General features: G+C 71.0%; 14 protein-coding genes, 1 rRNA gene and 2 pseudogenes. 10 read left to right on the top strand and 7 right to left on the bottom strand.

Going from position 1 to position 24,486, the window contains the following annotated elements; translation table 11 throughout:
* Positions 1–67: 67 nt before the first annotated feature.
* From KBX00_RS09120 to KBX00_RS09130, 3 genes are all read left to right on the top strand, one after another.
* Positions 68–709, top strand: coding sequence for a M23 family metallopeptidase (locus KBX00_RS09120; RefSeq protein WP_374225272.1), 642 nt, complete (start codon positions 68–70; stop codon positions 707–709).
* 167 nt (positions 710–876) lie between these two features.
* On the top strand, positions 877–3,789 hold the full coding sequence (locus KBX00_RS09125; protein ID WP_210825219.1) for a glycosyl hydrolase: 2,913 nt from the start codon (positions 877–879) through the stop codon (positions 3,787–3,789).
* 74 nt (positions 3,790–3,863) lie between these two features.
* A complete protein-coding gene (locus tag KBX00_RS09130; protein WP_210825221.1) occupies positions 3,864–4,934 on the top strand; it encodes a PHP domain-containing protein in 1,071 nt (356 codons plus the stop codon).
* Here KBX00_RS09130 and KBX00_RS09135 read toward each other — a convergent pair.
* Positions 4,823–5,968 (bottom strand): annotated as a pseudogene (locus KBX00_RS09135) (DMT family transporter); the annotation flags it as partial. The gene KBX00_RS09130 and the pseudogene KBX00_RS09135 sit on opposite strands and share 112 nt — an antisense overlap.
* 183 nt (positions 5,969–6,151) lie before the next feature.
* Between KBX00_RS09135 and KBX00_RS09140 the strand changes: the two are divergent.
* Positions 6,152–6,322 (top strand): hypothetical protein, encoded by a 171-nt coding sequence (locus tag KBX00_RS09140; protein ID WP_210825225.1) that lies wholly within the window; start codon positions 6,152–6,154, stop codon positions 6,320–6,322.
* A gap of 49 nt (positions 6,323–6,371) precedes the next feature.
* On the top strand, positions 6,372–8,042 hold the full coding sequence (locus KBX00_RS09145) for a DUF885 domain-containing protein (RefSeq protein ID WP_210825227.1): 1,671 nt from the start codon (positions 6,372–6,374) through the stop codon (positions 8,040–8,042).
* A gap of 55 nt (positions 8,043–8,097) precedes the next feature.
* On the opposite strand, the gene KBX00_RS09150 is transcribed toward KBX00_RS09145, so the two are convergent.
* Positions 8,098–9,294: a DUF3068 domain-containing protein gene (locus KBX00_RS09150; protein WP_210825230.1), complete on the bottom strand. Its 1,197-nt coding sequence runs from the start codon at positions 9,292–9,294 to the stop codon at positions 8,098–8,100.
* Between the two features lie 109 nt (positions 9,295–9,403).
* Between KBX00_RS09150 and KBX00_RS09155 the strand changes: the two genes are divergently transcribed.
* The gene (locus KBX00_RS09155; protein ID WP_210825232.1) at positions 9,404–10,603 is read left to right on the top strand and encodes an acyltransferase; all 1,200 of its coding nucleotides are present in this window, start codon (positions 9,404–9,406) and stop codon (positions 10,601–10,603) included.
* Here the strand turns inward: KBX00_RS09155 and KBX00_RS09160 are convergent.
* Positions 10,531–14,784: an alpha-(1->3)-arabinofuranosyltransferase gene (locus KBX00_RS09160; protein WP_210825234.1), complete on the bottom strand. Its 4,254-nt coding sequence runs from the start codon at positions 14,782–14,784 to the stop codon at positions 10,531–10,533. The two genes, KBX00_RS09155 and KBX00_RS09160, sit on opposite strands and share 73 nt — an antisense overlap.
* 86 nt (positions 14,785–14,870) lie before the next feature.
* Here KBX00_RS09160 and KBX00_RS09165 point away from each other — a divergent pair, with 86 nt between their 5' ends.
* Entirely contained in the window at positions 14,871–16,073 is a 1,203-nt protein-coding gene (locus KBX00_RS09165) for a glycosyltransferase family 4 protein (protein WP_210825235.1), read from the top strand.
* On the opposite strand, the gene KBX00_RS09170 is transcribed toward KBX00_RS09165, so the two are convergent.
* Both KBX00_RS09170 and KBX00_RS09175 read right to left on the bottom strand, forming a co-directional pair.
* Positions 16,058–16,252 carry a hypothetical protein gene (locus KBX00_RS09170; RefSeq protein WP_210825237.1) on the bottom strand — a complete coding sequence of 65 codons (195 nt, stop codon included), beginning with the start codon at positions 16,250–16,252 and terminating at the stop codon, positions 16,058–16,060. The genes KBX00_RS09165 and KBX00_RS09170 overlap by 16 nt on opposite strands.
* Positions 16,253–16,401: 149 nt before the next feature.
* Positions 16,402–17,970 (bottom strand): annotated as a pseudogene (locus KBX00_RS09175) (hypothetical protein); the annotation flags it as partial.
* 109 nt (positions 17,971–18,079) lie between these two features.
* Between KBX00_RS09175 and KBX00_RS09180 the strand changes: the two are divergent.
* From KBX00_RS09180 to KBX00_RS09190, 3 genes are all read left to right on the top strand, one after another.
* Complete coding sequence (locus tag KBX00_RS09180) at positions 18,080–19,333, top strand: polysaccharide biosynthesis protein (protein ID WP_210825241.1); 1,254 nt, start codon at positions 18,080–18,082, stop codon at positions 19,331–19,333.
* Between the two features lie 22 nt (positions 19,334–19,355).
* Complete coding sequence (locus KBX00_RS09185; protein ID WP_210825243.1) at positions 19,356–21,887, top strand: fibronectin type III domain-containing protein; 2,532 nt, start codon at positions 19,356–19,358, stop codon at positions 21,885–21,887.
* A 205-nt stretch (positions 21,888–22,092) separates the two neighbouring features.
* Positions 22,093–23,907, top strand: a complete 1,815-nt coding sequence (locus tag KBX00_RS09190) for a VanW family protein (RefSeq protein WP_210825245.1) — start codon at positions 22,093–22,095, stop codon at positions 23,905–23,907.
* A gap of 89 nt (positions 23,908–23,996) precedes the next feature.
* Here KBX00_RS09190 and KBX00_RS09195 read toward each other — a convergent pair whose 3' ends face one another.
* Complete coding sequence (locus KBX00_RS09195) at positions 23,997–24,248, bottom strand: hypothetical protein (RefSeq protein WP_210825247.1); 252 nt, start codon at positions 24,246–24,248, stop codon at positions 23,997–23,999.
* 115 nt (positions 24,249–24,363) lie between these two features.
* Positions 24,364–24,480: ribosomal RNA gene (rrf, locus tag KBX00_RS09200) — 5S ribosomal RNA — on the bottom strand.
* Positions 24,481–24,486: the final 6 nt, after the last annotated feature.

A 24,486-nucleotide genomic window follows, 5' to 3' on the forward strand; every position in this document is an offset into this window, starting at 1 on the left:
CGCGCCGGTGCTCGCGGCGGGCGGCTGCGGTGCGCCCGGCGCACCGACGGACGCCGGCCCGACCGCCATGGTCAGCCCGACCGCCGTGGTCAGCCCGACCGCCGTGACCAGTCCGACCGGCGCGGCCGGCCCGACCAGTGCGGCGCCCGACCGGCCGGACCAGCCGGCGGCGACACCGCGCGAGGGCCTGCCGCACGTCTTTCCGGTACGCGCCGGGAAGGTGGCGTACCACCCGACCCACTCGGCGTATCCGGGGACGGACATCTTCGCCGACTGCGGCGAGCCGGTCGTCGCGGTCACCGACGGCACGATCGGTGAGGTCAGCCGGCGCGACCGGTACAAGAAGAGCGGCCCGCAGGGGCCGTACAACGGCGGCCTGTCCGTGTCGGTCATCGGTGCCGACGGGGTGCGTTACTACGGCTCGCACCTGACCGAGATCGCCGAGGGCATCGACGCGGGGGTGCGGGTCCGCGCCGGCCAGCGGCTCGGCACCGTGGGCCGGACGGGCAACGCCAACAACGTCTGCCATCTGCACTTCGGCATCTCCCCGCCGTGCCTGGGCGAGGACGGCTGGTGGATCCGCCGGGGTGTGGTCTGGCCCGCGCCGTACCTCGACTCGTGGCGCAAGGGCGGCAACCGGGAGCCGGCGGCCGAGGTGACCGCGTGGCATCGCAAGCACGGCTGCCCGAGTAAGCCGCCGACGCGCTGATCCAGCGTCATCCGCGTTTCATCAGTCCGAAACATTGACGCAGGTCTCGCTGGTGAACTACCGTCCGGCGTAACCAGAGAGAGCGCTCTCTCGGGTCACTAACGTTCACAATACCGACGAAGCGTGCGCCGACCGGCGCGGCCGGGCCGGCACGCGTTGGAGGAAAGATGAGACCTCCCGTCCCACGCCGCCCCCACCATCGGATCCTGGCCGCCACCGCCGCCGCGACCCTCGTCCTCGGCGGACTGGCCGTCATCGCCGGCTCCGCCGCGCAGGCCGCGCCGGTCGGTGCCGGCAGCTACACCACCACGCCGGTCGGCCCGCTCCCCGGCGGCTGCGGCAACATCGCCAGCAACCCCCGGCAGTACGTCACCGCCGCCGCGCCATCAGGGGCGGTACCCACGAACGACTGGTGGTCCTCGCTGCTGTGGAAGCGGCTGAACTGCACCTTCAGCGAGCCGTTGCACGCGCATCCGGTGTCCTACCAACCCGTCACCGACGGACTCGGCTTCTCCGCCACCTCGACCCCAGCCATCTCCGGCACCGCCACCGGGGTGGGCGAGTTCAAGTACCCGTACGTCGAGGACATCCGGGTCGGCGTGGCCGGGCTGGCCGCCCCCAACGCGCTTGTGGACGGCTGGACGGACTGGACGGTCACCCCGTACTGGAGCGACGGGGCCCGGACGATGCGCGCCACCATCGGCCACGGACTGCCGCTTGCGTACTTCCGCACCAGCGGCGGTGACGCGGTGATCAACGCGACCGGCGGCAGCCCCACGGTCTGGTCCAACAACGGAAGCAGCATCGGCTTCACCGTGCGCGGCCACGACTACGTGGCGTACGCGCCGGCCGGCGCGACCTGGACCGTGAGCGGCAGCCGGATCAGCTCCAACCTCGCCGGGCGCGGCTACTTCAGCGTAGCGCTGCTCCCGGCCACCGGTGGCGGCACCGCCCGCACCCAACTCGCCAACACCTACGGTCAGTACGCGCACGCCCACGTCACCGGCACCCGGGTCAGCTACAGCTACAACGCGGCGACCAGCCGGATGGAGACCCGCTACGCCTTCACCACCACGCCCCGCGAGGGCACCGAGACGCGGACCGTGGTCAGCCTCTACCCGCACCAGTGGCGGGCGTTGACCGGGGCCACCCCGATCACGCCGACCTACCCGTCCGCCCGGGGGCGGATGAAGGTGGTCACCGGCGTCGGTGAGTTCCGCACCTCGATGCGGTTCAACGGCGTACTGCCCGAGCTGCCCGCCGTCGCCACCGGAACCGGCGCCGACCTGACCACGTTGCGGCAGCACCTGGCGGCGGTCCGGGCCAACCCGATGGACCAGCGTGGCAACGACACCTACTGGACCGGCAAGGGACTCGGCCGGGCGGCCCGCATCGCCGAGATCGCCGACCTGGTCGGCGACACCGAGACCCGTACCTCGGCGCTGAACGCCATCCGCACCACCCTCAACGACTGGCTCACCGCCTCGTCCGGCGAGACCCAGCGGCTGTTCTACTACGACCAGCGGTGGGGAACGCTCATCGGCTACCCGGCGTCGTACGGCTCCGACCAGGAACTCAACGACCACCACTTCCACTACGGCTACTACATCGCCGCCGCCGCCACGCTCGCCAAGTTCGACCCGGCCTGGGCGCGGGACGACCAGTACGGCGGCATGATCGACCTGCTCATCCGGGACGCGAACAACTACGACCGGTCGGACACCCGCTTCCCGTACCTGCGCGACTTCGACATCTACGCCGGGCACGACTGGGCCTCCGGGCACGGCGCGTTTGCCAGCGGCAACAACCAGGAGTCGTCGTCGGAGGGGATGAACTTCGCCAACGCCCTCATCCAGTGGGGGCAGGCCACCGGCGACACCGCGGTACGCGACGCCGGCATCTACCTCTACACCACCCAGGCCGCGGCGATCCACGAGTACTGGTTCGACGTCACCGGCGAGAACTTCCCCACCGAGTTCGGGCACTCCAACGTGGGCATGGTCTGGGGTGACGGCGGCGCGTACGCCACCTGGTTCAGCGCCGAGCCCGAGATGATCCAGGGCATCAACCTGCTGCCGATCACCGGTGGGCACCTCTACCTGGGCCAGCACCCGAACTACAACTCGGTGAAGTACGCCGAACTGGTCCGCAACAACGGCGGCGAGCCGACCGTGTGGCAGGACATCCACTGGCAGTTCCTCGCCCTCGGTGACGCCGACGCGGCACTTGCCAAGCTGCGGGCCAATCCGGGCTACACCCCGGAGGAGGGCGAGAGTCGGGCGCACACCTTCCACTGGGTCCGTAACCTGGCGGCTCTCGGCCGGGTCGACACCGGGATCACCGCCGACCACCCGCTGGCCGCCGTGTTCAACCGCAACGGCGCCCGGACGTACGTGGCCAGCAACATCTCCGGCTCACCGCTTACCGTGCGGTTCTCCGACGGCACGCAACTGACCGTGGCGGCCGGGCGCACCACCACAAGTGGGGCGCACACCTGGAGCGGGGGCAGCGCCGGCGGGGGTACGCCCCCGAGCCCGACGCCCACGCCGACACCCACGCCGACACCCACGCCGACGCCGACTCCCACGCCGACGCCAACCGATCCGCCGTCCAGCTCACCGGTGCGCTACCTGCTGTCCGGCGGCGGTCTGGGTGCCTCCGGCGCCGCCGGCAGCACCACCGTGACAAGCGCCGGTGGCGCGAACCACGACGGCACGCCGCGCAACCCGGTGGTCTTCACCGCGACCGGGCTCAACCTCGACCACAACGGTGGACAGACCGCGTTCGACCTCTTCCTGGACGCCGGCACCGCAGTCGGCAACGGGGTGCAGGCCCGTGTCTCGTACGACCTGACCGGTAACGGCAGTTGGGAACGGGTGGAGACGTACCGCTACTTCGCCACCGACCCGGTGCCGGGCTGGGAGCACTACACCCAGGCCGCCGGGCTGCACTCCAGCAGCGGTTCCCTCGGCAACCTGCGGAGCGGCACCGTCCGGGTGGAGGTGTGGTCCGCCATCGGCAACAACTCCACCACCCTCGGTGTCGGCGACCGCTCCCTGGTGCGGCTGCCGTACGCCTGATCCCGCACCCCTGCACCGCCCCGCGCCGCCGGTCGTACCCGCGACCGGCGGCGCGGCCGCGTAGGTTGCACTGCATGACCGAGCGAGACCCCATTGCCGACCTGCGCCGGATCGCCTTTCTGCTGGAGCGGGCGAACGAGGCCACCTATCGGGTCCGCGCCTTCCGTTCGGCGGCCAAGGCGCTGGCCACGCTGCCGGTGGCGGAGGTGGCCGAGCGGGCCCGGGCCGGCAAGCTCACCGAGTTGGCCGGGGTCGGCGACGTCACCGCCCGCTGCGTGGCCGAGTCGCTGGCCGGGGAGGAGCCGGTCTACCTGCGCCGGCTGGTGGCCACCGAGGGCACCGACCTGGACGCCGAGGCCACCGCCCTGCGTACCGCCCTGCGCGGCGACTGCCACACCCACTCGGACTGGTCCGACGGTGGGTCGCCGATCGAGGAGATGGCGCTGGCCGCCGTGGAGCTGGGCCACGAGTATCTGGTGCTGACCGACCACTCGCCCCGGCTGAAGGTGGCCCGGGGACTGACCGCGGACCGGCTCCGCCGCCAGCTCGACCACGTGGCCCGGCTCAACGAGGCGCTGCCGGAGGGCTTCCGCATCCTCACCGGCATCGAGGTCGACATCCTCGCCGACGGTTCGCTCGACCAGGACGAGGAGTTGCTGGCCCGGTTGGACGTGGTGGTCGGGTCCGTGCACAGCGGCCTGAACGACGACCGGGCGAAGATGACCCGCCGGATGCTGACCGCCGTCGCCAACCCGCACCTGGACATCCTCGGCCACTGCACGGGCCGGATGGTCTCGTCCCGACCGGCCGGGGTGAGGGTGACCGGACCGGGCGACCGGGGGCACCGCGCCCGGACCCGGGCGGAGAGCGACTTCGACGCCGACGCCGTCTTCGCCGCCTGCGTGGCACACGACACCGCCGTGGAGATCAATTCGCGCCCGGAGCGGCAGGATCCGCCGAAGCGGCTGATCCGGCGGGCGCTGGAGGCCGGTTGCCGGTTCGCCATCAACACCGACGCGCACGCTCCGGGCCAGTTGGACTGGCAGCGCTTCGGCTGCGAGCGGGCCGCCCGATGCGGTGTCCCCGCCGATCGGGTGGTCAACACGTGGACGGCCGACGAACTGGTGGCCTGGACAGCCGCCTGACCGCCCGGCCCGCCCGCGTTCGGTCAGCGGGTGGCGGGCTCGACGAGGGGTGCCGTCGGGGCACCCACCCCCGGCGCGACCCGGCGGCGCCGACGGCCGAGCAGGCCCTGCGACACGGCGACGCCGAGCAGCACGATCAGCGCACCGACCGGCTGGTGCCAGGTCAGTCGCTCACCGAGCACGACGGCGCCGATGAGCACCGCGAACACCGGAATCAGGTACGTCACGGTGGAGGCGGTCGTCGCGCCCACGATCCGGATGTTCCGCAGGTGGATCACGAAGGCGAGCCCGGTGCCGAGCGCGCCCAGCGCCAGCACGGCCGCGAGCACCCGCGGTGACAGCGCGGTCGGCAGCGGCAGCGCACCGGCCACCACCGGTGCCACGACCGCGAGCTGGACCGCCGCGACGATCAACTGCGCCGCCGACAGGGACAGCCCCGACAGGGTGCTGCCGGCGATGAACTTCTTCTGGTACGGGATGGCCAGGCCGTAGCAGGCGGCAGCCCCGAAGCACATGAGCTGGCCGACGAAGTGCGCGCCGCCGACGCCCTGCCAGACGCCGAGCACCACCATCACACCGGTGAAGCCGAGCGCCAGCCCGACGGCACCGCGTGCGGTCAGCCGCTCGGTGCGGAACACCAGCACCGCCAGGGGCAGCACGACAAGCGGAGTGGTCGCGTTCCAGATCCCGGCGAGCATCGACTCGACCCGCTGCTCGCCGTAGCCGAACAGGGTGAACGGCAACGCCACCCCGAAGGCGGCGATCACCGTGAGGTGACCCCAGACCCGCGGATCGCGGGGCAGTCGGTCACGCAGCACGGCGAGCACCACCAGCAGGGTCAGCGCGCCGGAGCCGACCCGGTAGAGGGTGAGGTGCAGCGGGTGCAGCTCGGCCACCCCGACCTTGATGAAGAGGAAGCTGGAACCCCAGATCGCGGCGAGGGCGATGAAGCCGGGCAGCCAGCTCCGCAACGCCGGTCGGTCAGGGGTGAAGTCGCCTGTCACCCCTGACACTCTGCCGCCGGGGTCCGACATTGTCCTGCGGTTTTCGGCCGTCGTGTCGCGCGCCACAGAAACCACACACATTTGTAGAGCGTTGACCGACCGAGGAGGTGAACACCGTGGCGATGCCGATCCGTTTCGACCCGCTCGTCGACCTCGACGGCATGTGGACGACCCAACTCGCCGACCGCTACCTCCCGTTGCCTGAGCTACCCGATGCGCGGTACGAGTGCATCGATCCAGCCGGACATCACCGTGCTGCACGCGCTGCCGAAGACGGACGAGGAGGATCGCTACGACACGCTCGCCAAGGCGGTGAGCGGTGACCGGCTCCGCGCCGACGAGCCGTTCCCGATCGACTTCGACCCGGCCGACCTGCTGCCCTGACCGGTTCGGCGGCACCACCTCGACTCCCGCCTCGCGTAGGGTGCGCAGCGTGGGAAGAATCGACGATCTCGCGGATCGCTACGTCGCCGAGTGGGCGACGTTGAGCCCGACCGGCGCCACCTACGTCGGCATCGCCGGCCATGACGACAAGTTCGACGACCTGTCACCGGACGGGTACGCCGCGCGCGCCGAGTTGGTCCGACGCACCCTGGCCGAACTCGACACCATCGAGCCGGAGACGGAGGCCGAGCGCACCGCGCGAGAGGCGATGCAGGAACGCCTCGGTCTCGAACTGGACCTGTACGACGCCGGCAAGACCACCAGCGAGGTAAGCGTCATCACCAGCGGGCTGCACGAGATCCGGATGGTCTTCGACCTGATGCCCACGGACGGTGAGCAGGCCCGGGCCAACCTGGCCGCCCGGCTGAACCTCTTCCCGCACGCGTTGGAGGAGTACAAGACCACGTTGCGCGAGGCGGCGGCCGCCGGACGGGTCAGCGCGCGTACCCAGCTGATCGAGGTGGCCAAGCAGTGCGACGGCTGGGTCGACCCGGACGGTGACAACGTCTTCCACGGGCTTGTCGAACGGCTTGGCGAGGAGGGCGGCCTCGGCTCCGAGCTGCGTCGCGGTGCGGCGGCGGCCACCGCGGCGACCGCCGAGTTCGGGCAGTTCCTGCGCACCGAGCTGGCCCCGCACGGGCGGGAGAAGCAGGCCGCCGGCCGCGAGCGCTACGAGCTGGCCTCCCAGTACTTCCTCGGTGCCCGCATCGACCTCGACGAGACGTACGCCTGGGGGTTCACCGAGCTGGCCCGGCTGGAGGCCGACATGCGGACGGTGGCCGCCCAGATCGCCGGTCCGGGCGCCACCATCGACGAGGCCGTGGCGGCGTTGGACGCCGACCCGGCGCGCACCATCCGGGGCCGGGACGCGTTCCGCGACTGGATGCAGGAGCTGGCCGACCAGGCGATAAGCGACCTCAACGGCACGCACTTCGACATCCCCGAGCAGGTCCGGCGGATCGAGTGCATGATCGCGCCGACAAGCGACGGCTCGATCTACTACACCGGCCCGAGCGAGGACTTCTCGCGCCCGGGTCGGATGTGGTGGGCGGTGCCGCAGGGGCTGACGGATTTCTCCACCTGGCGGGAGGTGACCACCGTCTACCACGAGGGGGTCCCCGGCCATCACCTCCAGATCGGCCAGACGGCCGTCCGGGCCGAAGTGCTGAACCGCTGGCAGCGGCTGCTCTGCTGGGTCTCCGGGCACGGCGAGGGCTGGGCGTTGTACGCCGAGCGGCTGATGGAGGAACTGGGCTACCTGGACGACCCGGGCAACCGGCTCGGCATGCTGGACGGCCAGGCGCTACGGGCGGCCCGGGTGATCGTGGACATCGGCATGCACCTGGAGCTGGAGATTCCCAAGGACAATCCGTTCGACTTCCACCCGGGTGAGCGCTGGACCCCGGAGCTCGGCTGGGAGTTCCTGCGGGCGCACTGCCGGGTGCCGGACGAGATACTGCGCTTCGAACTCAACCGCTACCTGGGCTGGCCGGGGCAGGCACCGTCGTACAAGGTGGGCGAGCGAATCTGGCTTCAGGCGCGGGAGGACGCGAAGGCCCGCAAGGGCGCCGACTTCGACCTGCGGGAGTTCCACCGGCAGGCTCTCGACCTCGGCGGGCTCGGTCTCGACCCGCTGCGCCGGGCCCTGGCCCGACTCTGACGGGTGACGAATGCCAAGGGGGCCACCAGAGCCCGCTTGGCATTCGTCACCGACATCAGTTCTTCTGCGCCTCGCCCTGCGTCGACCGCTGGGTCGGCACCGTAGTCTCCTCGGATTTCCAGTTGGTCGAAGCCGGCGGGATCTCGTCGGTTAGCGGACCACCCTCCCGCTCGTCCTCCCGCACCGGCGGCTCGTCGACCCGGGTCGGCGCCGGGTCCGCGGCCGGCACCGGCGTCGCCGGGTTGTCCGCCGCGACCGCCGTGCGGCTGCGCCGCAGCAGCAGGCCGACGACGATCAGCACCAGACCCAGGGCAGCCAGCCCGAGCGGCAGGGTACGGCTGACCAGCAGCAGCCGGTCACGGGTGCTCCCAGCTGAGGCCAGGCTGTTCTCGATGGTCTCGTCGGTGTAGAGGAAGTCGCCGTCCAGCAGCGTCGTCGTAGCCCCCTGGTCCGGAACCAGGGTCTTCTTCTGCTGCTCGCGGACCTTGACGAAGTTGCCGCTGACCGGCTCCACCCAGATGGTCCTGGTGTTGCTGTAGGTGACCTTGCCGCTGGTCGCCTCCGGCGCGAAGGTGCCGACCAGGGCGTTCACCGAGTCGGCCGCCATGTTCAGCTCGGTCTCCTCGATCACCTGCACGAACCGGTAGGTGTCGGTGCCGTTGACCTGTTCGGTGCCGTCGAACGTGATGGGCAGCGCCTGCCGCAGGTCACGGTCGAAGTACTCGTAGTCCTTCCGTTCCGTGTGGAAGGGGAACTTGTAGGTCTGCCCAGCCATCTGGACGCTGTCGTTGGTGCTGGTCTCGCCGTCGGTGTCCAGATACTGCTTGTCCCACTGCACCGCCTCGGCGGTCACCCGGTCCAGTGCGAACTCCACGGCGTACTGGCTGATCACCTCACTGGTCTGCACCCACCGCACCGTGCCGAAGACATCCCAGACGACCGCCTCACCCGCGAGGTCACCGGTCATCTCGTTGTCGGTCGTCTCGGCCTGCGGCACCACCTCGGTGGTGGCCTCCAGGGTGCCGGTCTGCACCGTCGGTGGCATGCCCTCCTTCAGCTGCAGGAACCGGGCGTTCTCCGCCACCGCCACGCTCGCCCTCAGGCAGCCCTCCGGCTTGCCGTCGGCATCGCAGAGCGCCAGGTCGTAGGGCAACTTGGTGACGGTCGGTGCCACGTAAAACGCCGTGCCGGCGGCGACGACGAGGGACAGAACGCCGATGCCGAACAGCGCGGCGCCCAGGCGAGCCTTCACTGATCCTCCCAACAAACACGGTCAGCCGGTACCCGGCACGTGATCCGGTCCATAAACTGAGCGCACGTTACTCCCCAGTCACATCGCTACGCGACCCTCTGGACGGTTTATGTCTGCCCCGATCCCCGATCAGGTTCTCCGGCGGCTGCCCGCACTCGACGCGGTACGGGTCATCGGCGCCCTGGCGGTCGTGGGACATCACGTCGGCTTCGCCACCGGTCGCAACACCGGCGACGCCGCACTCGGTCCGTGGCTGTCCCGGCTCGACGTGGGCGTCGCCGTCTTCTTCGTCCTCTCGGGTTTCCTGCTCTTCCGCCCCTACGCGCACGCCCTGGCCACCGCACAGCCACGCCCGTCGACCCGGCGCTACCTGTGGCGGCGAGCCGCCCGGGTCCTGCCTGCCTACTGGGTGGCCGTGGTGGTCTGCCTGCTGGTCCTGCCGCAGAACCAGGCAGCCGGCACGGACGACTGGTTGCGGCACGCCACGCTGACCCAGATCTATCAGCACGGTCAGCTGAAGCACGGCCTCGGTCAGACCTGGAGTCTCGCCACCGAGGTCGCGTTCTACCTGGCGCTACCCGCCCTGGCGATGGTGCTGTTGGGCCGGCGTTGGCACCCTGGGCGCCGAGTGCTCGGGATCGTGGTCGCGGCCGTCGGCGTCACCGTCGGTTGGGTGATCCTGATGGCGACGGGGACGCTCAGCCTCGGCCTGCACACCATGTGGTTGCCCTCGTACGCGGGCTGGTTCGGTGCCGGCATGGCGTTGGCCACGGTGCACGTGGCCCTGCGTACCGGCAGCGGTCAGCGCTGGCGCTGGCTCGACGACCTGGGTACGGCACCCCTGGCGTGCTGGGCGATCGCGCTGGCCGCGCTGGCCGTCGCCGCTACCCCGGTGGCCGGCCCACGCGACCTGGCCGAGCCGACCGCCGGTGAGTTCGGCGCCAAGCTGTTCCTCTACCTCCTGGTCGCGGTGATGCTGCTCGTTCCGATCGCGTTCGGCCCGCCGTCACGGACCAAGGCGGTGTTCGACAGCCTGCTGGGCCGATGGCTCGGTCGGGTGTCCTACGGCCTGTTCCTCTGGCACCCGCTCGTGCTGGAGGGCATCTACCTCATCGAGGACCGACCTGAGTTCACCGGCGATCCGCTGCGCATCTTCCTGCTGACCGTGGCCGGCGGGCTGCTACTGGCGGCAGTGAGCTATTACGCGATCGAGCGGCCGATCCAGCTGTGGAGCCGTCAGTGGCCGCGCCGACGACGCATCACCACCGACAACCAGAGCACGGTCACGGTGGCGACCGCAGCGAGCTGAGGTGCCGCTGCGGTGTGCCCGCCGGCAGTCACCACGTGCCACCCGGCGACGGCGAAACAGGTGACCGGCAGCCAGCGCACGAGTCCCTGTCGGATCCGGTGCAACTGCCGGCGATCCGGCGGGTGCAGCTGCGGCTCCAGCGCCCGTGCCGACAGAGCGAGAGCAGCGATCACCAGCATCACCCCGCCCGCCGCCGGCCCGCCGACCAGTAGCAGCGCCAGCCCGCCGAGAAACACCGCCACCAGTCGGTACCGTCGCCGGTACGCCGACGTGGGCGGCGCCGCCGCGGTGCGACGTGCCGGTAGCAGGGCGAGCATCACCACCCCGGCGACCAGCACGGCACCCACCCGCAGGGCGAGTCCGTAGCCGTGGTCCGGAGCAAAGCTCAGCACCACCTCCCCGGCGTAGCCCGCCGGCACCAGCCAGCCCTGTTGCCACCCGTCCACCACGAACGGGGTCAGGGTCTGCCCGCCGGCGGTAGCCACCCAACCCGCGTTCGCATTCTCGCGCAACGCCAGCACCCGCTGGTTCGGATAGGCGTCCAGACGCAGTCGACGCTCGGTGGCCATCCAACCCTGCACCCGGACCGGGGTCTGGACCAGGTTCGGTGCGGAGGCACCGGCGGCCGTGCCGCCGTCCGGCCCGGGCGACACCAGCTCCGGCGTGAGCACGAGTTGGACGGGCAGCGCCAGTCGGCTGCCCAGCGCGGCGACCCTCGTCTCGCGACGGGTCAACTCCAGTGCCGCCGTCGCATCCGCGCCGCACGGCACGGCGTCCACCTCACGCAGTTCGAGCAGGTCACGTCGGGATGCGACAAGTGCCGTGCGGATCCGCTGATCGCCCACCTCGACGGTCGGCCCGCTACCGCACGGCAGCGTCATCGGCTGCGTCATGTCCGCCGGTCGGGGCGCGCCGTCCGGTAACGCGGTCAGCTCCCCGACGCCCACGGCGAGGCGCTGAGACACCCGCCGGTAGGGGTCATGGGTCTGCGCCGGCACGACGTCGGAGATCAGTACGGTGATCTCGTCGCTTCGCAGCGGTCGGTCGAATACCAGGGTGCCGCCGTCGTCGAGAGCGCCGGACCGGACGCCGTCGTCGCCGATCACGGTTACCTGCCAGGGCCGGGCCGCCGCCGCGGTCGGCGGCAGCGAGAGCCGCACGCCGGTGATCTTCCGTGTCTTCGGCCAGGTCAACCGCAACCAGGGCTGCCGATCGGTGTCGGCCGCGTACCACGTCGTAGCGGGATCGCCGTCGACCACCGTGCCAGCCCGTGCCGATGGATGCGGCACGCCCACCGAGGACGCGGCGACCACCGGCATGACCCCCTTGGTCACCGCCGCCCTGCCGCCACCGTCGAGTAGGGCGTTCAGCGCCGGCCCCGGCCGGGGTCGCGCGCGCAGGTCGAGTTGATAGTCGGCGGCGGCCGGCAGGGTGAAGGTCCGGTCGATCCGGTCACCATCCTCCGACTCGCGGGCCAGGCCCCCGTCGCACAGCGGCCTGCCCTGCTCGAAGACGCAGGCCGACGCGGTCGGCGCCGCGGTGAGCACCACAGTCGCCGGTGCCATGCTGCTGGGCGCAGGCGGCAGCTGCAGGGTCCGCTCGGCCGTCATGCCAGGGATCTCCAGTTCCGCGATGCCCACCCCACCGAAGCCGGCACGGACATCGAAGACGTGGTCGATGGTGACTCGTACCCGTCGGGTGGGATAGCCGTCGGGCAGGGTGGCGGTGACGGTCGAGGCAAAGCTCTCCACCGTCGTGTGCTGTCGTCCCGCCGTGACGGTGACCCGGGTGGGAAGGGAATCCGCACCGGTGTCGAAGGTGATCCGCACCTCCTTGACCACCTGTGGACCGTCCAGCTCCACCTCGAACCACTGTCCGACCGCCTGGGTGCCCGGGGCAGAACGCCAGGACGTCTCCTCGTCTCCGTCGACGGCCGCGTACGGCTGGTGCGCTGGTCTCCCGTCACCCAGCGGCTGCGCGTCGGACCACGAACTCGACGCGGCAACCGAACCGACACCGAGATGCCGAACGACGGTGACCTGCTCGTCCGCCCAGTCGGCGAGATAGTCACGCGCCGGTGCGCCGATCCGGGTACGTTCCGCCGGCGTCATCGTCGCCGAGGTGTTGTCGCGGGCCGCTCCGAAGGAAACCTCCCGACGGCGCAGCCCATCGGTGAGCGCCACCCGTCCGCCGTCGAGTTCCGCCGGCCGATCTCCGGCGAGTACGGTCGGAGCGGCGGACAGCCGATCCGCGGCGGCCAGGGCGAGCAGCGATTCGGGGCCGCCGACGACGGTGGTGATCCCGTCCGCGTCGTAGGCCACCACCGGGCTGACCGGTCGCTGGACCTCGTAGACCGTCAGCGCTCGGACCTTGACGTCGAGTCCTCGGTCGACGAAGTTGCCGGGCAGTGAGCCGCCACCCACCTCCGGTCCGAAGGACCGGACGGCTCGTATGCCGGGCGAACGGTCCAGGGCCTGCTGGACCACCACCGGTTGGGTGGTGCGGGAGTGCCCGTGGTCCAGGTCGGAGCGCAACAGCAGGTACCGCACGCCGGAACGGGCGAGCAGGTCGGCCAGACCCGGCGAGCCCTCCCCCGCGGCCAGCGCCGACTCCACGGCGTCGAGCAGCCGGATGGTGCCCGGCGGGGTGAGGGGAACCGAACTGCGCACCGCCCACGGCACGTTCAGCAGCGGTTGGGTCATCTCGTCGCTGGGGCTGCCCCAGAGGTAACGGGGGAAGCGGGCGGCCGGCACCACGAGCACCCGATCGTCGCCCGCGTTCCGGTCGAGCCAGGTGGCGGCCTGTCGCCAGTAGCCAGGCACCTCGCGATAGCTGCCCGGCGCGGCGAGTCCGCCACTCAGAGCGGGCACCGCCACAGTGGCTGCGGACACCAGTGCCAGGCCGGTGACCAGGGCGGCGCGCATCCGGACCGGCTGGAGTTGCCGCGCGGACCCCGCCGGCAGTTCGGGCCGGTCGCCCGTGCGGGCGGCGCGCAGCACCAGACCGACGAGGTGCGCGAGTCCGAGGATCAGGGGTAGGCGCAGCACGACATCGAACTTGTGCACGTTGCGCAGCGGGGCTCCCGCCCCATCGAGGAAGTTCCGTAGGGTCTGCGCGCCGAACCCGTCGACCTGACCGACGTGACCAAGCCCGACCAGGGCCAGGCCGACCAGCAGTCCGGTGATCAGGAATCGCCGGTACGGCATGCCCCGTCGGGCGAGGCCGGCGATGCCGAGCCCAGCCACCACCAGGGTGGCCACCACCAACGGACGTTCGGTGGCCAGCCGCCACCCCGCGGTCCACGGTGGCCCGTACGCGCCGTTGAGGTAGGCATGCCAGTGGGCCGCACCGCGCAGCACCGTCGTCGTGTCCGTCGGCGCGGTGGTCACCGGTGCTGTCTCGATGTAGTCGAGGAACGGGGGACTGTACCTGCCGAGCAGCAACAACGGCACCAACCACCAGGCGGTGGCCGCCGCGACGGCGAGTCCCCAGCAGGCCAGCGCCCGGACTCGCAGCCAGGCCGGGTGCAGTCCGATGATCCAGAGCCCGGCCAGCGGAACCACCGCCAGCACGGCCGTCGCGTTGACGCCGCCCGCACAGGCCACCACCAACGCGGACCGGGTCACCGCACGCCGTAGCGACGTGCCCTTGGCCAGGCCGACGAGGGGCACCAGCACCCAGGGCGCGAGCGCGCTGGGCCACGCCTCCACCGAGATCGGCCCCAGTTCCGTCACAAGGCGGGGTGAGAGCGCGAAGGCCGCGCCGGCCAGCAGCCGGGACCACGGCGTGCCGATGTGCAGACGCTCGGCGAGCCGGACCACGCCGGTGCAGGCCACGGTCATCACCAGCGCCCACCACAGCCGCTGCACCACCCAGGCCGGTATGGCGAGCAACTTGCCGGCGAGGAAGAACGGACCCATCGGCCACAGATAGCCGTACGCCTGATTCTGCAGCTGCCCGAAGGTTCCATCGGGGTCCCAGACATGCAGGGACCGACTCAGCCATCCGGCTGGATCGACCGCCAGGTCCACCTTCGTGTCGATGACGATCATGCCGGGATCCTGGAGGAACGCCAGGGCCGACAAACCGAGACAGACCGCGACCAAGCGGAGACGCCACACCGTCCTCGATGTGCCGTCCGCGCGCTCGGTCGCCTCCGGGCGGGCCGGAGTCTGCTGCATCTCGCCTCCGATCGGGCGTTGCGGGTTACGTGACGGAGCCCATAGTGTGACGCGATCGCGAAGACTACTCGCCAGTAGGAGTGAGTGTGGAAGCACCGGCTGCCGACGCCCGGCATGTCCTGTTCCTCAACTGGCGGGACACCCGTAACCCCGAGGGCGGCGGCTCCGAGGTGTACGTCGAGCGGATTGCCGGCGAGCTGGTGCGGCGCGGCCATCTGGCGACCTTGCTCTGCGCCACCCACGCCAACGGCCCGAACGAGGAGATCACCACCGACGGCGTACGCATCCTGCGGCGCGGCGGTCGCCACACGGTCTACCTTCGAGCCGCTCTGACGTACCTGGCCGGCGCCCTGGGCATCGGTCCGCTGTCCCGACGTCGGCTTGGGCGACCGGACCTGATCGTGGACGTCTGCAACGGCTTGCCGTTTCTCTCCCGCCTCTACGCCCGACGGCCGGTGATCGCGCTGGTACACCACGTGCACCGGGAGCAGTGGCCCGTGGTACTGGGTCGGTGGATGGCCAGGTTCGGCTGGTGGGTGGAGGCGTGGCTCGCCCCCCGGGTCTACCGCCGCTGCCAGTACGTGACCGTCAGCGCAGCCACCAGGTCGGAGCTGGTCGGCCTCGGCATCGAACCGGACCGCGTCGCGATCGTGCACAACGGCACACCGGACATGGCGACCGGGCAGGTGCGCCGGTCGGCCCGACCGTCGCTGGTGGTGCTCGGCCGCCTCGTGCCGCACAAGCAGGTCGAGGTGGCCCTGCGCGCCCTCGCGGACCTCGCCGACGAACTGCCCGACCTGACCCTGACCGTCGCCGGGCAGGGTTGGTGGGAGCCGCAGCTACGTACCTTCGCCAGTGACCTCGGCGTCGTCGACCGGGTCCGGTTCACCGGATTCGTCAGCGATCGGGAGAAGGCTGAACTACTCGCCTCCTGCTGGGTCGCGTTGACGCCGTCACTCAAGGAGGGGTGGGGACTGACGATCGTCGAGGCCGCCGCGGTCGGCACCCCCACGGTGGCTTTCCGGGGCGCGGGCGGTGTCGAGGAGGCACTTGTCGACGGGGAGACCGGCCTGCTCGCCGACGACGTGGAAGACTTCGTCGCCCGGGTACGGCTGCTGCTCACCGACGAGGCGTACCGGTCCGCGATGGGCGCGCAGGCGCGGACCCACGCCGCCCGGTTCACCTGGGCGATCTCCGGGGAAAAGTTCGCGGCCCTCGTCACGAGGGCCGCGAAGGTTCCGGCGCGAACGCCGACCGAACAGGTGAAGCCGTCCTACTTGCTGCCATAGACCGGCGGCATGACAACGCTGCCGTCGCTGCTGCCGGTTCCGGGTCGGGCAGCCTGCTCGGCCTTTGCTGCTTCATTCGCTGACGTACCAGTCAACGTGGTGGCCATGGCCACCGTGCCGAAGACACCGAGAGCGACCGCCGTCACTCCGATGAGTACCAACGAGAGCGCACTGCGCATGGGGGTGTTTTCCTCCTCGTGAGCTTGGGTGGGCCGGACGTTACCACCAAGTAGCCCGGTGGGGGAGAGCCGCGAGGACGGGCGGCACCAACGGCCCCGTCCGGTGCGATCCGGGCTGCGCCATGCCCTGCTCACCCGCTCATCGCCGCCGTCGGGTTCTCGTAGAGGTGAAGGTGGCGGCCGGCGTAGACCTGCCGCAGCCCGGCCAGCACACCGGGATCGACCTGAGGGTCGCCGGACGACGCCTGCACCACCACCCAACGCACCCCGGTCGCGGCGGCCGGCGCACCCTGCGACAGGAGCCGGCCGACCTCGCCTGCCCGGTCGTTCTCTCCGCGAACCGGGATCGAGCCCACCCACAGGGTGTCGTCGACAAGCACGTCGGCGTCCACGTAACGCGGCAGCGGGTCAAGGACGGTCCGTCCCCCGTTCCACGAAAATGCTCGGTACGCGCCGAACGGTAGGGAGAGCACCTCGCCGGGTTGCCCGTCCAACCTGTTGGCGACCGCCGCCCAGTCCGCCGGGTAGCTCACCGGACGCAACCGGCCGGCCGCTCCGAACGCGAGGTCGGGCAGAACCGTCACCGGCAGCAGAGCCGCCCCCGCCAGCACCGCACCGGCGGCGCCCCGGCCCAGCCGCCGGCCGAGACCGGCGGCCAAACGCTCCGCGCCGAGCGCCGCACAGAGCACGACGAACAAGGCGTACGGCATGAGGAACTTCTGCCCGTCCCGCAGCAACCCGGCTCCGGGTACCGCCGCGACCAGCCATTCGAGCAACGCCGAGGTGCCCGGCAACGCGCCGCAGGCGGCGGCGAGGAAGCCGCCTGCGGCCAGCGCGCCGAGCCGCAACGCGACCCCCGCCGGCAACCGCCGCCGCAACGCCCGGAACCCGGCGACCGCCGCGACCAGCAGCACCAGGGTGGCCACCGGGGCGAGCGGAGAGGCGCGGCTCGCGGGTGTCGTCTGCGCGTTCCAGATGCCCCCGGTAGCTGCCAGCGCACCGAGGACCCCACTCCAGTTCTCGGCCCGCGCCGCGAAGGCGGCCACACCGGCCGGGTCGGTACGGCCGTCCGGTGCGGTCAGCGCGGCCGCCACCAGCCAGGGCAGATTCAACGCGAGTACCAGGCCGACAGCCTGGGCGCCGATCCTGGCTGCACCCCGCCGGGCGACCAGCACAGCAGTGACGACCAGTGCGATCACGCCGCCGGTCGGAATGACCGCCGCCGGTGCGGCCGCCAGCAACAGCCGAGGAAGCCCGCCCGGGCATCCCTCGCGTACCCGGATCACGGCCGCGACGAGCCAGGGCAGCGTGCCGTACGCCAGCAACAGGCCCCAGTGGCCGATCAGCAGCCGCTCGGCAAGGTAGGGCGTCCAGGCGTAGCCGACCGCCGCGACCAGGCGGGTGGCCGGATGACGCGCCGGGACCAGTCGACCCGCACCGACGGCGGCGAGCAGCACCGCGGCGGCGAGCACCAGCCGTTGCAGCAACCAGCCCGGCACCACCACGTTGGCCAACGAGACCAGCGCGTCCAGCGGAACCGCACGCGGCAGTGAGTCCGTCGGCAGGACCAGTTCGGCACGCCACGGCTGCCGCGGGACGAAAACCATGTCGTAGCTGAGCACGTAGCCGGGTGCCACGAGAGGGGCGAGCACCAGGCCGGTGACAGCCAGCCCCACCCCGCCGAGCAGCAGCCGTTCCCGCAGGGTTGACCTCCTCAATATGCTGGCCCGGCGTGGCGCCGGCCCTTCTCGACACCCGACGAAGGACGCGCCGTGGCGACACACTGTACGCGCGCCCGGACACCCGTCCGGCGACAACGGGGCGGTCATGGGCAGTAACTGGCGCGGCCGGGCGACCGGCGTCGGAACGGCGGGGGTCGCCGTCACGGTTGCCGGCGTGTTCGTCAACGGCCTGGCGTACGTCGTTCCGGTTCTCGGTGCCCGGCACCTTCCCCCTGCGGAGCTGAGCGCGCTGGCCACGCTGCTGGCCCTCGGCGCCATCGGCGGGGTGGCGAGCACCGGCCTCCAGATCGCGGTCGCGGTGCACCGGGCACGGCACGGGCAGGCGGACACGAACCGGCCGACCCTGCTAACCGTGCTGGTGACCGCGATGCTGCTGGCCGTCATGCTTCCGGTGGCCGCACTTCAACTCCGGCTGCCCGGCGCCGCCGTGGCCCTACTCGGTCTGCTCACCATGGCGGTGGTCGCCGCCGGCCGATGGCTCGGCGAGCTTCAGGGTGACCAACGTTTCCTCCGCCTGGCCGCCGGAATGGCCCTGCTCGCCGCCGGCCGGTACGGCGGGGTGGTCGCCGGCCTGGCCCTCGGCGGCGGTCTGACCGGCTCGCTGTTCGTCGGCGCGGTCACGTCCGGTTTGGCGCTCGCCCTGCTGGTCCGACTCAGTGGTGGTGCCGGGTTCGCCGCGACCGCTCCGACACTGGCCACCCGCGCGGTGCTCACCGCCGGTGCCGCCACACTGGCCATGCTCGTCGTCTCGTACGCGGATCTGCTGCTGGCTCGACGGTTCCTGCCGCCGGATGCCGCTGGCACCTACGCCGTCGGCACGGTACTGACCAAAGGGGCGCTCTGGGCACCACAGGTCGTCACCGTGATCGCACTGCCCCGGCTCGCCCGAGGCGACCGGCGGACTCTGGTCGCCGCGCTGAGCCTGGTCGCTGCCGCCGGCGCGGCACTGGTACTCGCCTCGATGCTCGCCGGGGGCCTCGCCTTCCGGCTGGCCGGCGGCCCCTACTACACCGCCGCCGGCCGGTACGCGCCACTGTTCGCGGCGACCGGGGCGCTGTACGCGCTGGTCTTCGTCCTGATCAATGCCCGGGTGGCGGCGTCCGCGCGGTGGCCCTCGGCGCCGTTGTGGATCTCCACAGCCGCGTTCGTCATTGCGGTGGTCTGCTGGGTCCCGCACACGGTGCCGGCGCTCGCGACCGCCGCGCTGGTGACGGCGGCGGTCACCGCGATGGTGACCGGCATGCTGGCGCTGCCAGCAAAGACGGCAACCGATTCGAAAACGGTCCTGACAACTGCTACCGCAGGAACCGGAGGTCGTGGCACGCTACGGGACGAATAACCAGTAGACGGGGGTTTTTCTGGTGCCGGTTGCCGACTCGGGCCGGGAGGCGGCTCGCGCACGCCGGCCGGCCCGGTGGCTGCTCATCCTCTGCGCGGCCGGCACGGCGGCTACGCTGACCGTGGTCCTGGCCCTGCTCCTGCCCCGGACAGCGCCGCCGGAGCGGGGCATGTCGGCCAGCCGGCTCACCGAACTGTTCAACCTGTACGGAGACACGTCCGGACGGTGGAGCGGCGCCGACCGGACGACCTCGGTACGACTGCCCGACGGGCGGCTGCTCTGGCTCTTCTCCGACACCTTCCTCGGCCCGGTCGATCCGGACGGATCCCGCCCGCGCACCGCCGCGTTCATCAACAACTCGGCCGTCGTACAACAGGGCGAAGAGCTGCGCGAGACCGTGCACGGCGGAAGCCCCGAGGAGCCGAAGGCGCTCGTGCCACCGCCAGCTGCCGACCAGTTCTACTGGATCGGCGACGCGCAGGTGGTCGGCGAGAGCCTCCAGGTGCTGGTCAACCGATACCGCCGGACCGGCGCCGGGCCACTGGACCACGCCCTGATGGAGTCCGCGCTCGCCACTTTCGCCCTACCGGCGCTCACCCCGACCGGGCTGCGGGCGTTACCCCTCGGCGACCGGGTCGCGTGGGGCGCGACGCTGCTTCGCGACGGCGGACACACCTACATCTACGGCACCGAGGCCGTCGGCGAGACGAAGTTCGCGCACGTCGCCCGGACCAGCGGTGACGATCTCGGTGCTCAGTGGGAGTTCTGGACCGGCACCGGGTGGGTCGCCGACGCGGCGGCCTCCACGCGGGTGCTCAGCGGTGTCGGCACCGCGTACGGGTTGCAGCGGATCGACGACCGGTACGTCCTCGTGACCCACGAGAACAACCTGGCTCTCAGCGCGGAACTCGTGGCGTACACCGCTGCCGGTCCGACCGGCCCGTTCGAGGGGCCCGAGTATCTCCACCGGGCGCCGGAGAACGCGGAGGGGCACATCATCTACGACGCGGACCTGCACCCCGATCTGGCCCGCCCGGGCAAGCTGCTGATCTCCTACAACGTCAACAACCTCGACGACGCGGTGACCTACGCCGACGCCGGGGTCTACCGTCCCCGGTTCATCGAGGTCGAGTGGCCCCGCCGCCAGCCAGACCGAGGGGACGTGCCGCCGGCTCCCAGCGACCTCCGCGCGGCGGCACAGGGCGCCGGGAACGTCGATCTGACCTGGCAGCCCGTCCGCAGTGACGGCGATCTGCGCTACCAGGTGCACCGCCGGGACGTCACCGCCGGCCAGACCCACTTCGTCCGGCTCGGTGAGCCGACCACCGACACCCGCTGGTCCGCCGACTTCCTCGTCAACGGTCACGAGTACGAGTTCCGGGTGAGCACCGTCGGGCGGGCGGAGAGCCCACCCTCCCCGGCTGCCCGGATGACGGCCACGGTTCCGCCGCCACCGCCGCCGCACGGCGTCACCGCGGTACCGGGCACCATCGGAGATGTCGCAGTCAGCTGGGAACCGCTGCCCTTCGTCCAACTCTTCCGGGTCTACCGCCGCGAAGTCGGTTCGGGCGAGGCAGATCGGAGCCTGGTCGGCACCTACACCGGAACCAGCGCCACCGTGCGGGGCCTGCGGCACGCCCGGACGTACGAATTCACAGTTGTCGCGGTCGGCGGCGGCGGGAACAGCGGGCACTCGGATCCGGTGCGGGCGACCGCGTTCGTCACCCCGCCGCCCGCACCGGTCGGACTCGCGGCGGTCGCACGTCCCACCGGCGACGTACGAGTCACCTGGGACACTCTCGGGCCGGGCGTCAGCTACCGCGTCCACCGACGGGACGTGACGCGCGGCCAGTCGGGGCCTGGTACACCCGCGCTGGAGACCGCTCCCGCGCACACCGCCCGCCACCTGGAACACGATCACGAGTACGAGTTCGTCGTCGTCGCGGTCAACAGCGGCGGTGCGGGCCGACCGTCCGCGCCAGTGCGGGTACGTGCCCGGTTCGCTCCGCCGGACGCCGCACCGCAGCGCCTGCGGGCCAAGGCCGGTGTGGGACATGTCGAGCTGAGTTGGCAGTCGACGGTACCCGGCGGCTGGCACCGGGTGTATCGACGCGACCTCACCAGTGGGGAGCGTGAGTTCACCGAGGAAGAAGTGCCCGTGCAGGGTAACCGGGCGACCATCACCCAGCTTCGCAACGGGCACGAGTACGAGTTCGTGGTGGCGGCGGCGAATCAGGCCGGACCCGGCCCAAGGAGCAGGCCGGTACGGGTCACTCCACGCCTACCGACCCCGACCGGACTGACGGCGACGGCGACCGGCCCGGGCGAGGTGCGGCTGAGCTGGCGGTCGGTGGGTAACGGCCTCGCCTACCGCGTGTACGTGCGCGACGCCACCGCCGGAGAGCCGTGGCGGGCCGACCGCTACCCGGTGACCGAACCACGGTCACAGCTGATCCTGCTCACCCAGGAGCACCGGTACGAATTTCGGGTTGTCGCCACCGACGGGGAGACCGAAGGATCGGCGAGCCGAGTTGTCGCGGTGACGACGCGGTGACGTGCGGCGGTCGCCTCGGAACCACAGTTGGCACACCAGACGCTACGTTGAGTCGGTGGTTCGGGACGTTGCGATTCGAGTCGTCCGAAATTGTCCGGGCGCAGCGGAGCACAGGCTCCCGGCAAGCCGAGGTGTTGGCTACCGTAGTTCTCTTCCGGAGTAGGATCCCCTGGCTCCGCAGGCGGTATGTCGCTAAGAGGTAGTTGTGACGCTGTACGGCGAAGAACGTCCACCGCCGGCCGACGACCGGCCCACGGTGCAGGTGGCTGCGGTCAGCTGGCCGATCGAGGAGCCGGTGCGGCCGGCTCCCGTCCCGCCGGGCGGTGACCGACCCCGGTCCCGCCGGTTCCGGCTGCTGCTCGCCTCCGGCGTGGCCACCGCCGTGCTCGGCTCGGTGGGCGCGGTGGCGGTCTGGGCCTACGCGGGTGACGTGCCGCGCGGCACCAGCGTCCTCGGCACCGAGCTCGGTGGGCGCAGCCGGACGGACGCGGCGCGGGAGCTGCGGGCGCAACTGGACCGTCGTGCGGCCGAACTCCAGGCCCCCATCCAGGTACGGGTCGGCGAGCGGACAGCTGAGATCGACCCCGCCGAGGTGGGGCTCACCGTCGACGTGGACGCCACCGTGGCCGCCGCCGCCGCAACGAACGCCCACGCCGTGGACCGCCTGGTCGGATCGCGGGAGGTCGAGCCGGTTGTCTCGGTCGACGTGCCGAAGCTGGAGACCGCACTCAAGGAACTCGTGGGCGACCAGGGCCGGAAGATGACCATGCCAGCGATCACCTTCTCCGGCACTAAGCCGAAGGTGCGCTACCCGAAGCCCAGCCTCACCATCGACCCGGAGCATTCCGCCGACGTCGTCAAGGAGGGCTGGTTGAGCGGGCAGCCGGTGACCGTTCCGCTCGTCGAGAATCACCCGGCCACCACCCGCGAGGAACTCGACCGGCTGGTCGCCGAGCTGGCCGAGCCAGCGGTGGCGGCACCGGTCAAGCTGACCACGGATCGTGGTTCGGTCACGATCCCGCCGGAGGCCATCGCGAAGGGCCTCCGTTTCAAGGCCGACAAGTCCGGCAAGCTCACGCCCAGCGTGGACGTCAAGAAGCTGAAGGCCGCGCTCGGGAGCAAGCTCGACACCGTCGAGGTGGCCCCGAAGAACGCCACGATGACCATCTCCGGCGGCAAACCGAAGGTGAAGGACGGACGGCCCGGCGAGCAGGTCGACACCAGCAGCCTCGGCGCCGACCTACTCGCCGTCCTTCCTCGCGGCCAGGATCGTACGATCTCCGCCGAGCTCAAGCCGGTCGAGCCGAAGCTCACCGCGGCGAAGCTCCGCGGCCTGGGGATCAAGGAGAAGGTTTCGTCCTTCACCACCAATTTCACCGGCGGGCTCTCCTCGCCACGCAGCCAGAACATCGTGACGATCGCCAACGATGTGAAGGGCACGGTGGTCCTGCCCGGCGAGACGTTCTCGCTCAACGGTCACACCGGGGAACGCGGCTACGCACAGGGCTACCGTGACGCGCCGGTGATCCTCGACGGCAAGCTGGTGCCGGGCGTCGGCGGCGGCACCTCGCAGTTCACGACGACCCTGTTCAACGCCTCGTACTACGCCGGTCTGGAGGACGTCGAGCACAAGCCACACTCGTACTACTTCAGCCGGTACCCGGCGGTCATCGAGTCGACCATCTTCTGGCCCAACCTCGACTTCAAGTTCCGCAACAACACCGACTACGGCGTTCTGATCGACACCTCCTACACCGGCAGTTCGCTGACGGTGTCGATGTGGAGCACGAAGATCTGGGACAGCGTGAAGACCGAATACGGCCCCCGGCGGAACATCACCTCGCCGAAGACCGTCTACCTCGAACCGGGCCCCACCTGCATTCCCGCCAACGGCAGCCAGGGCTTCACCCAGGATGCGTTCCGGGTTATCAAGAAGGACGGCAAGGTCGTCAAGCGGGAGAAGTTCAGCTGGACCTACAGCGCGGAACCTCGCTTCATCTGCGCCAAGAAGCCCGCCTGACGCCCACCGGGCACCAGCTCCGACACGACCCCGCCCGCCTCGGCCGGCGGGGTCGTTTGTCGCCCAAACTCTCCCGTCGAGCTTTGCCGTTATGCCCGACCGGCTTCACGACGGTGCCGTTTGTCCAAGTCATCGGGCGACGGCGTCGGAGCCGAGCGTTCCTCCTGCACCCGGATCTCCGCGCGAGATCGATGGGCAGCCGGATGCCAGATCTCCTCGAATGGACCCATCATCTCGCCGCCGATACCGCGGCGACGAACACGGACTCCAAGCCAGGCGAGCGCGCCCAGGATCGCGGCCAGACAGGCGATCACCACCAGGAGCACCGGCACACCATCCACGAACCAAGCCTAGGACAGGTCGGGCGTCCGTCGTGACCGGGACCGTAGCGTGCACGGTGATGCTTGTGGAAACGCGTTCAGGGCCACCCTGTGGGTGGCCCTGAACGGGAAGTGTGTCCGGCGGTGTCCTACTCTCCCACACCCTCCCGGGTGCAGTACCATCGGCGCTGGAGGGCTTAGCTTCCGGGTTCGGAATGAGACCGGGCGTTTCCCCTCCGCCATGACCGCCGTAACCTTA

The organism is Micromonospora sp. C95 (assembly GCF_018070465.1).
Taxonomy (GTDB): domain Bacteria; phylum Actinomycetota; class Actinomycetes; order Mycobacteriales; family Micromonosporaceae; genus Micromonospora.

Bases quoted from the DNA above. Each gene is read 5' to 3' on its own strand.
- KBX00_RS09120 (WP_374225272.1), top strand. From the start codon at position 68: ATGGTCAGCCCGACCGCCGTGGTCAGCCCGACCGCCGTGACCAGTCCG.
- KBX00_RS09125 (WP_210825219.1), top strand. From the start codon at position 877: ATGAGACCTCCCGTCCCACGCCGCCCCCACCATCGGATCCTGGCCGCC.
- KBX00_RS09130 (WP_210825221.1), top strand. From the start codon at position 3,864: ATGACCGAGCGAGACCCCATTGCCGACCTGCGCCGGATCGCCTTTCTG.
- KBX00_RS09140 (WP_210825225.1), top strand. From the start codon at position 6,152: ATGCGCGGTACGAGTGCATCGATCCAGCCGGACATCACCGTGCTGCAC.
- KBX00_RS09155 (WP_210825232.1), top strand. From the start codon at position 9,404: ATGTCTGCCCCGATCCCCGATCAGGTTCTCCGGCGGCTGCCCGCACTC.
- KBX00_RS09160 (WP_210825234.1), bottom strand. From the start codon at position 14,784: ATGCAGCAGACTCCGGCCCGCCCGGAGGCGACCGAGCGCGCGGACGGC.
- KBX00_RS09170 (WP_210825237.1), bottom strand. From the start codon at position 16,252: ATGCGCAGTGCGCTCTCGTTGGTACTCATCGGAGTGACGGCGGTCGCT.
- KBX00_RS09180 (WP_210825241.1), top strand. From the start codon at position 18,080: ATGGGCAGTAACTGGCGCGGCCGGGCGACCGGCGTCGGAACGGCGGGG.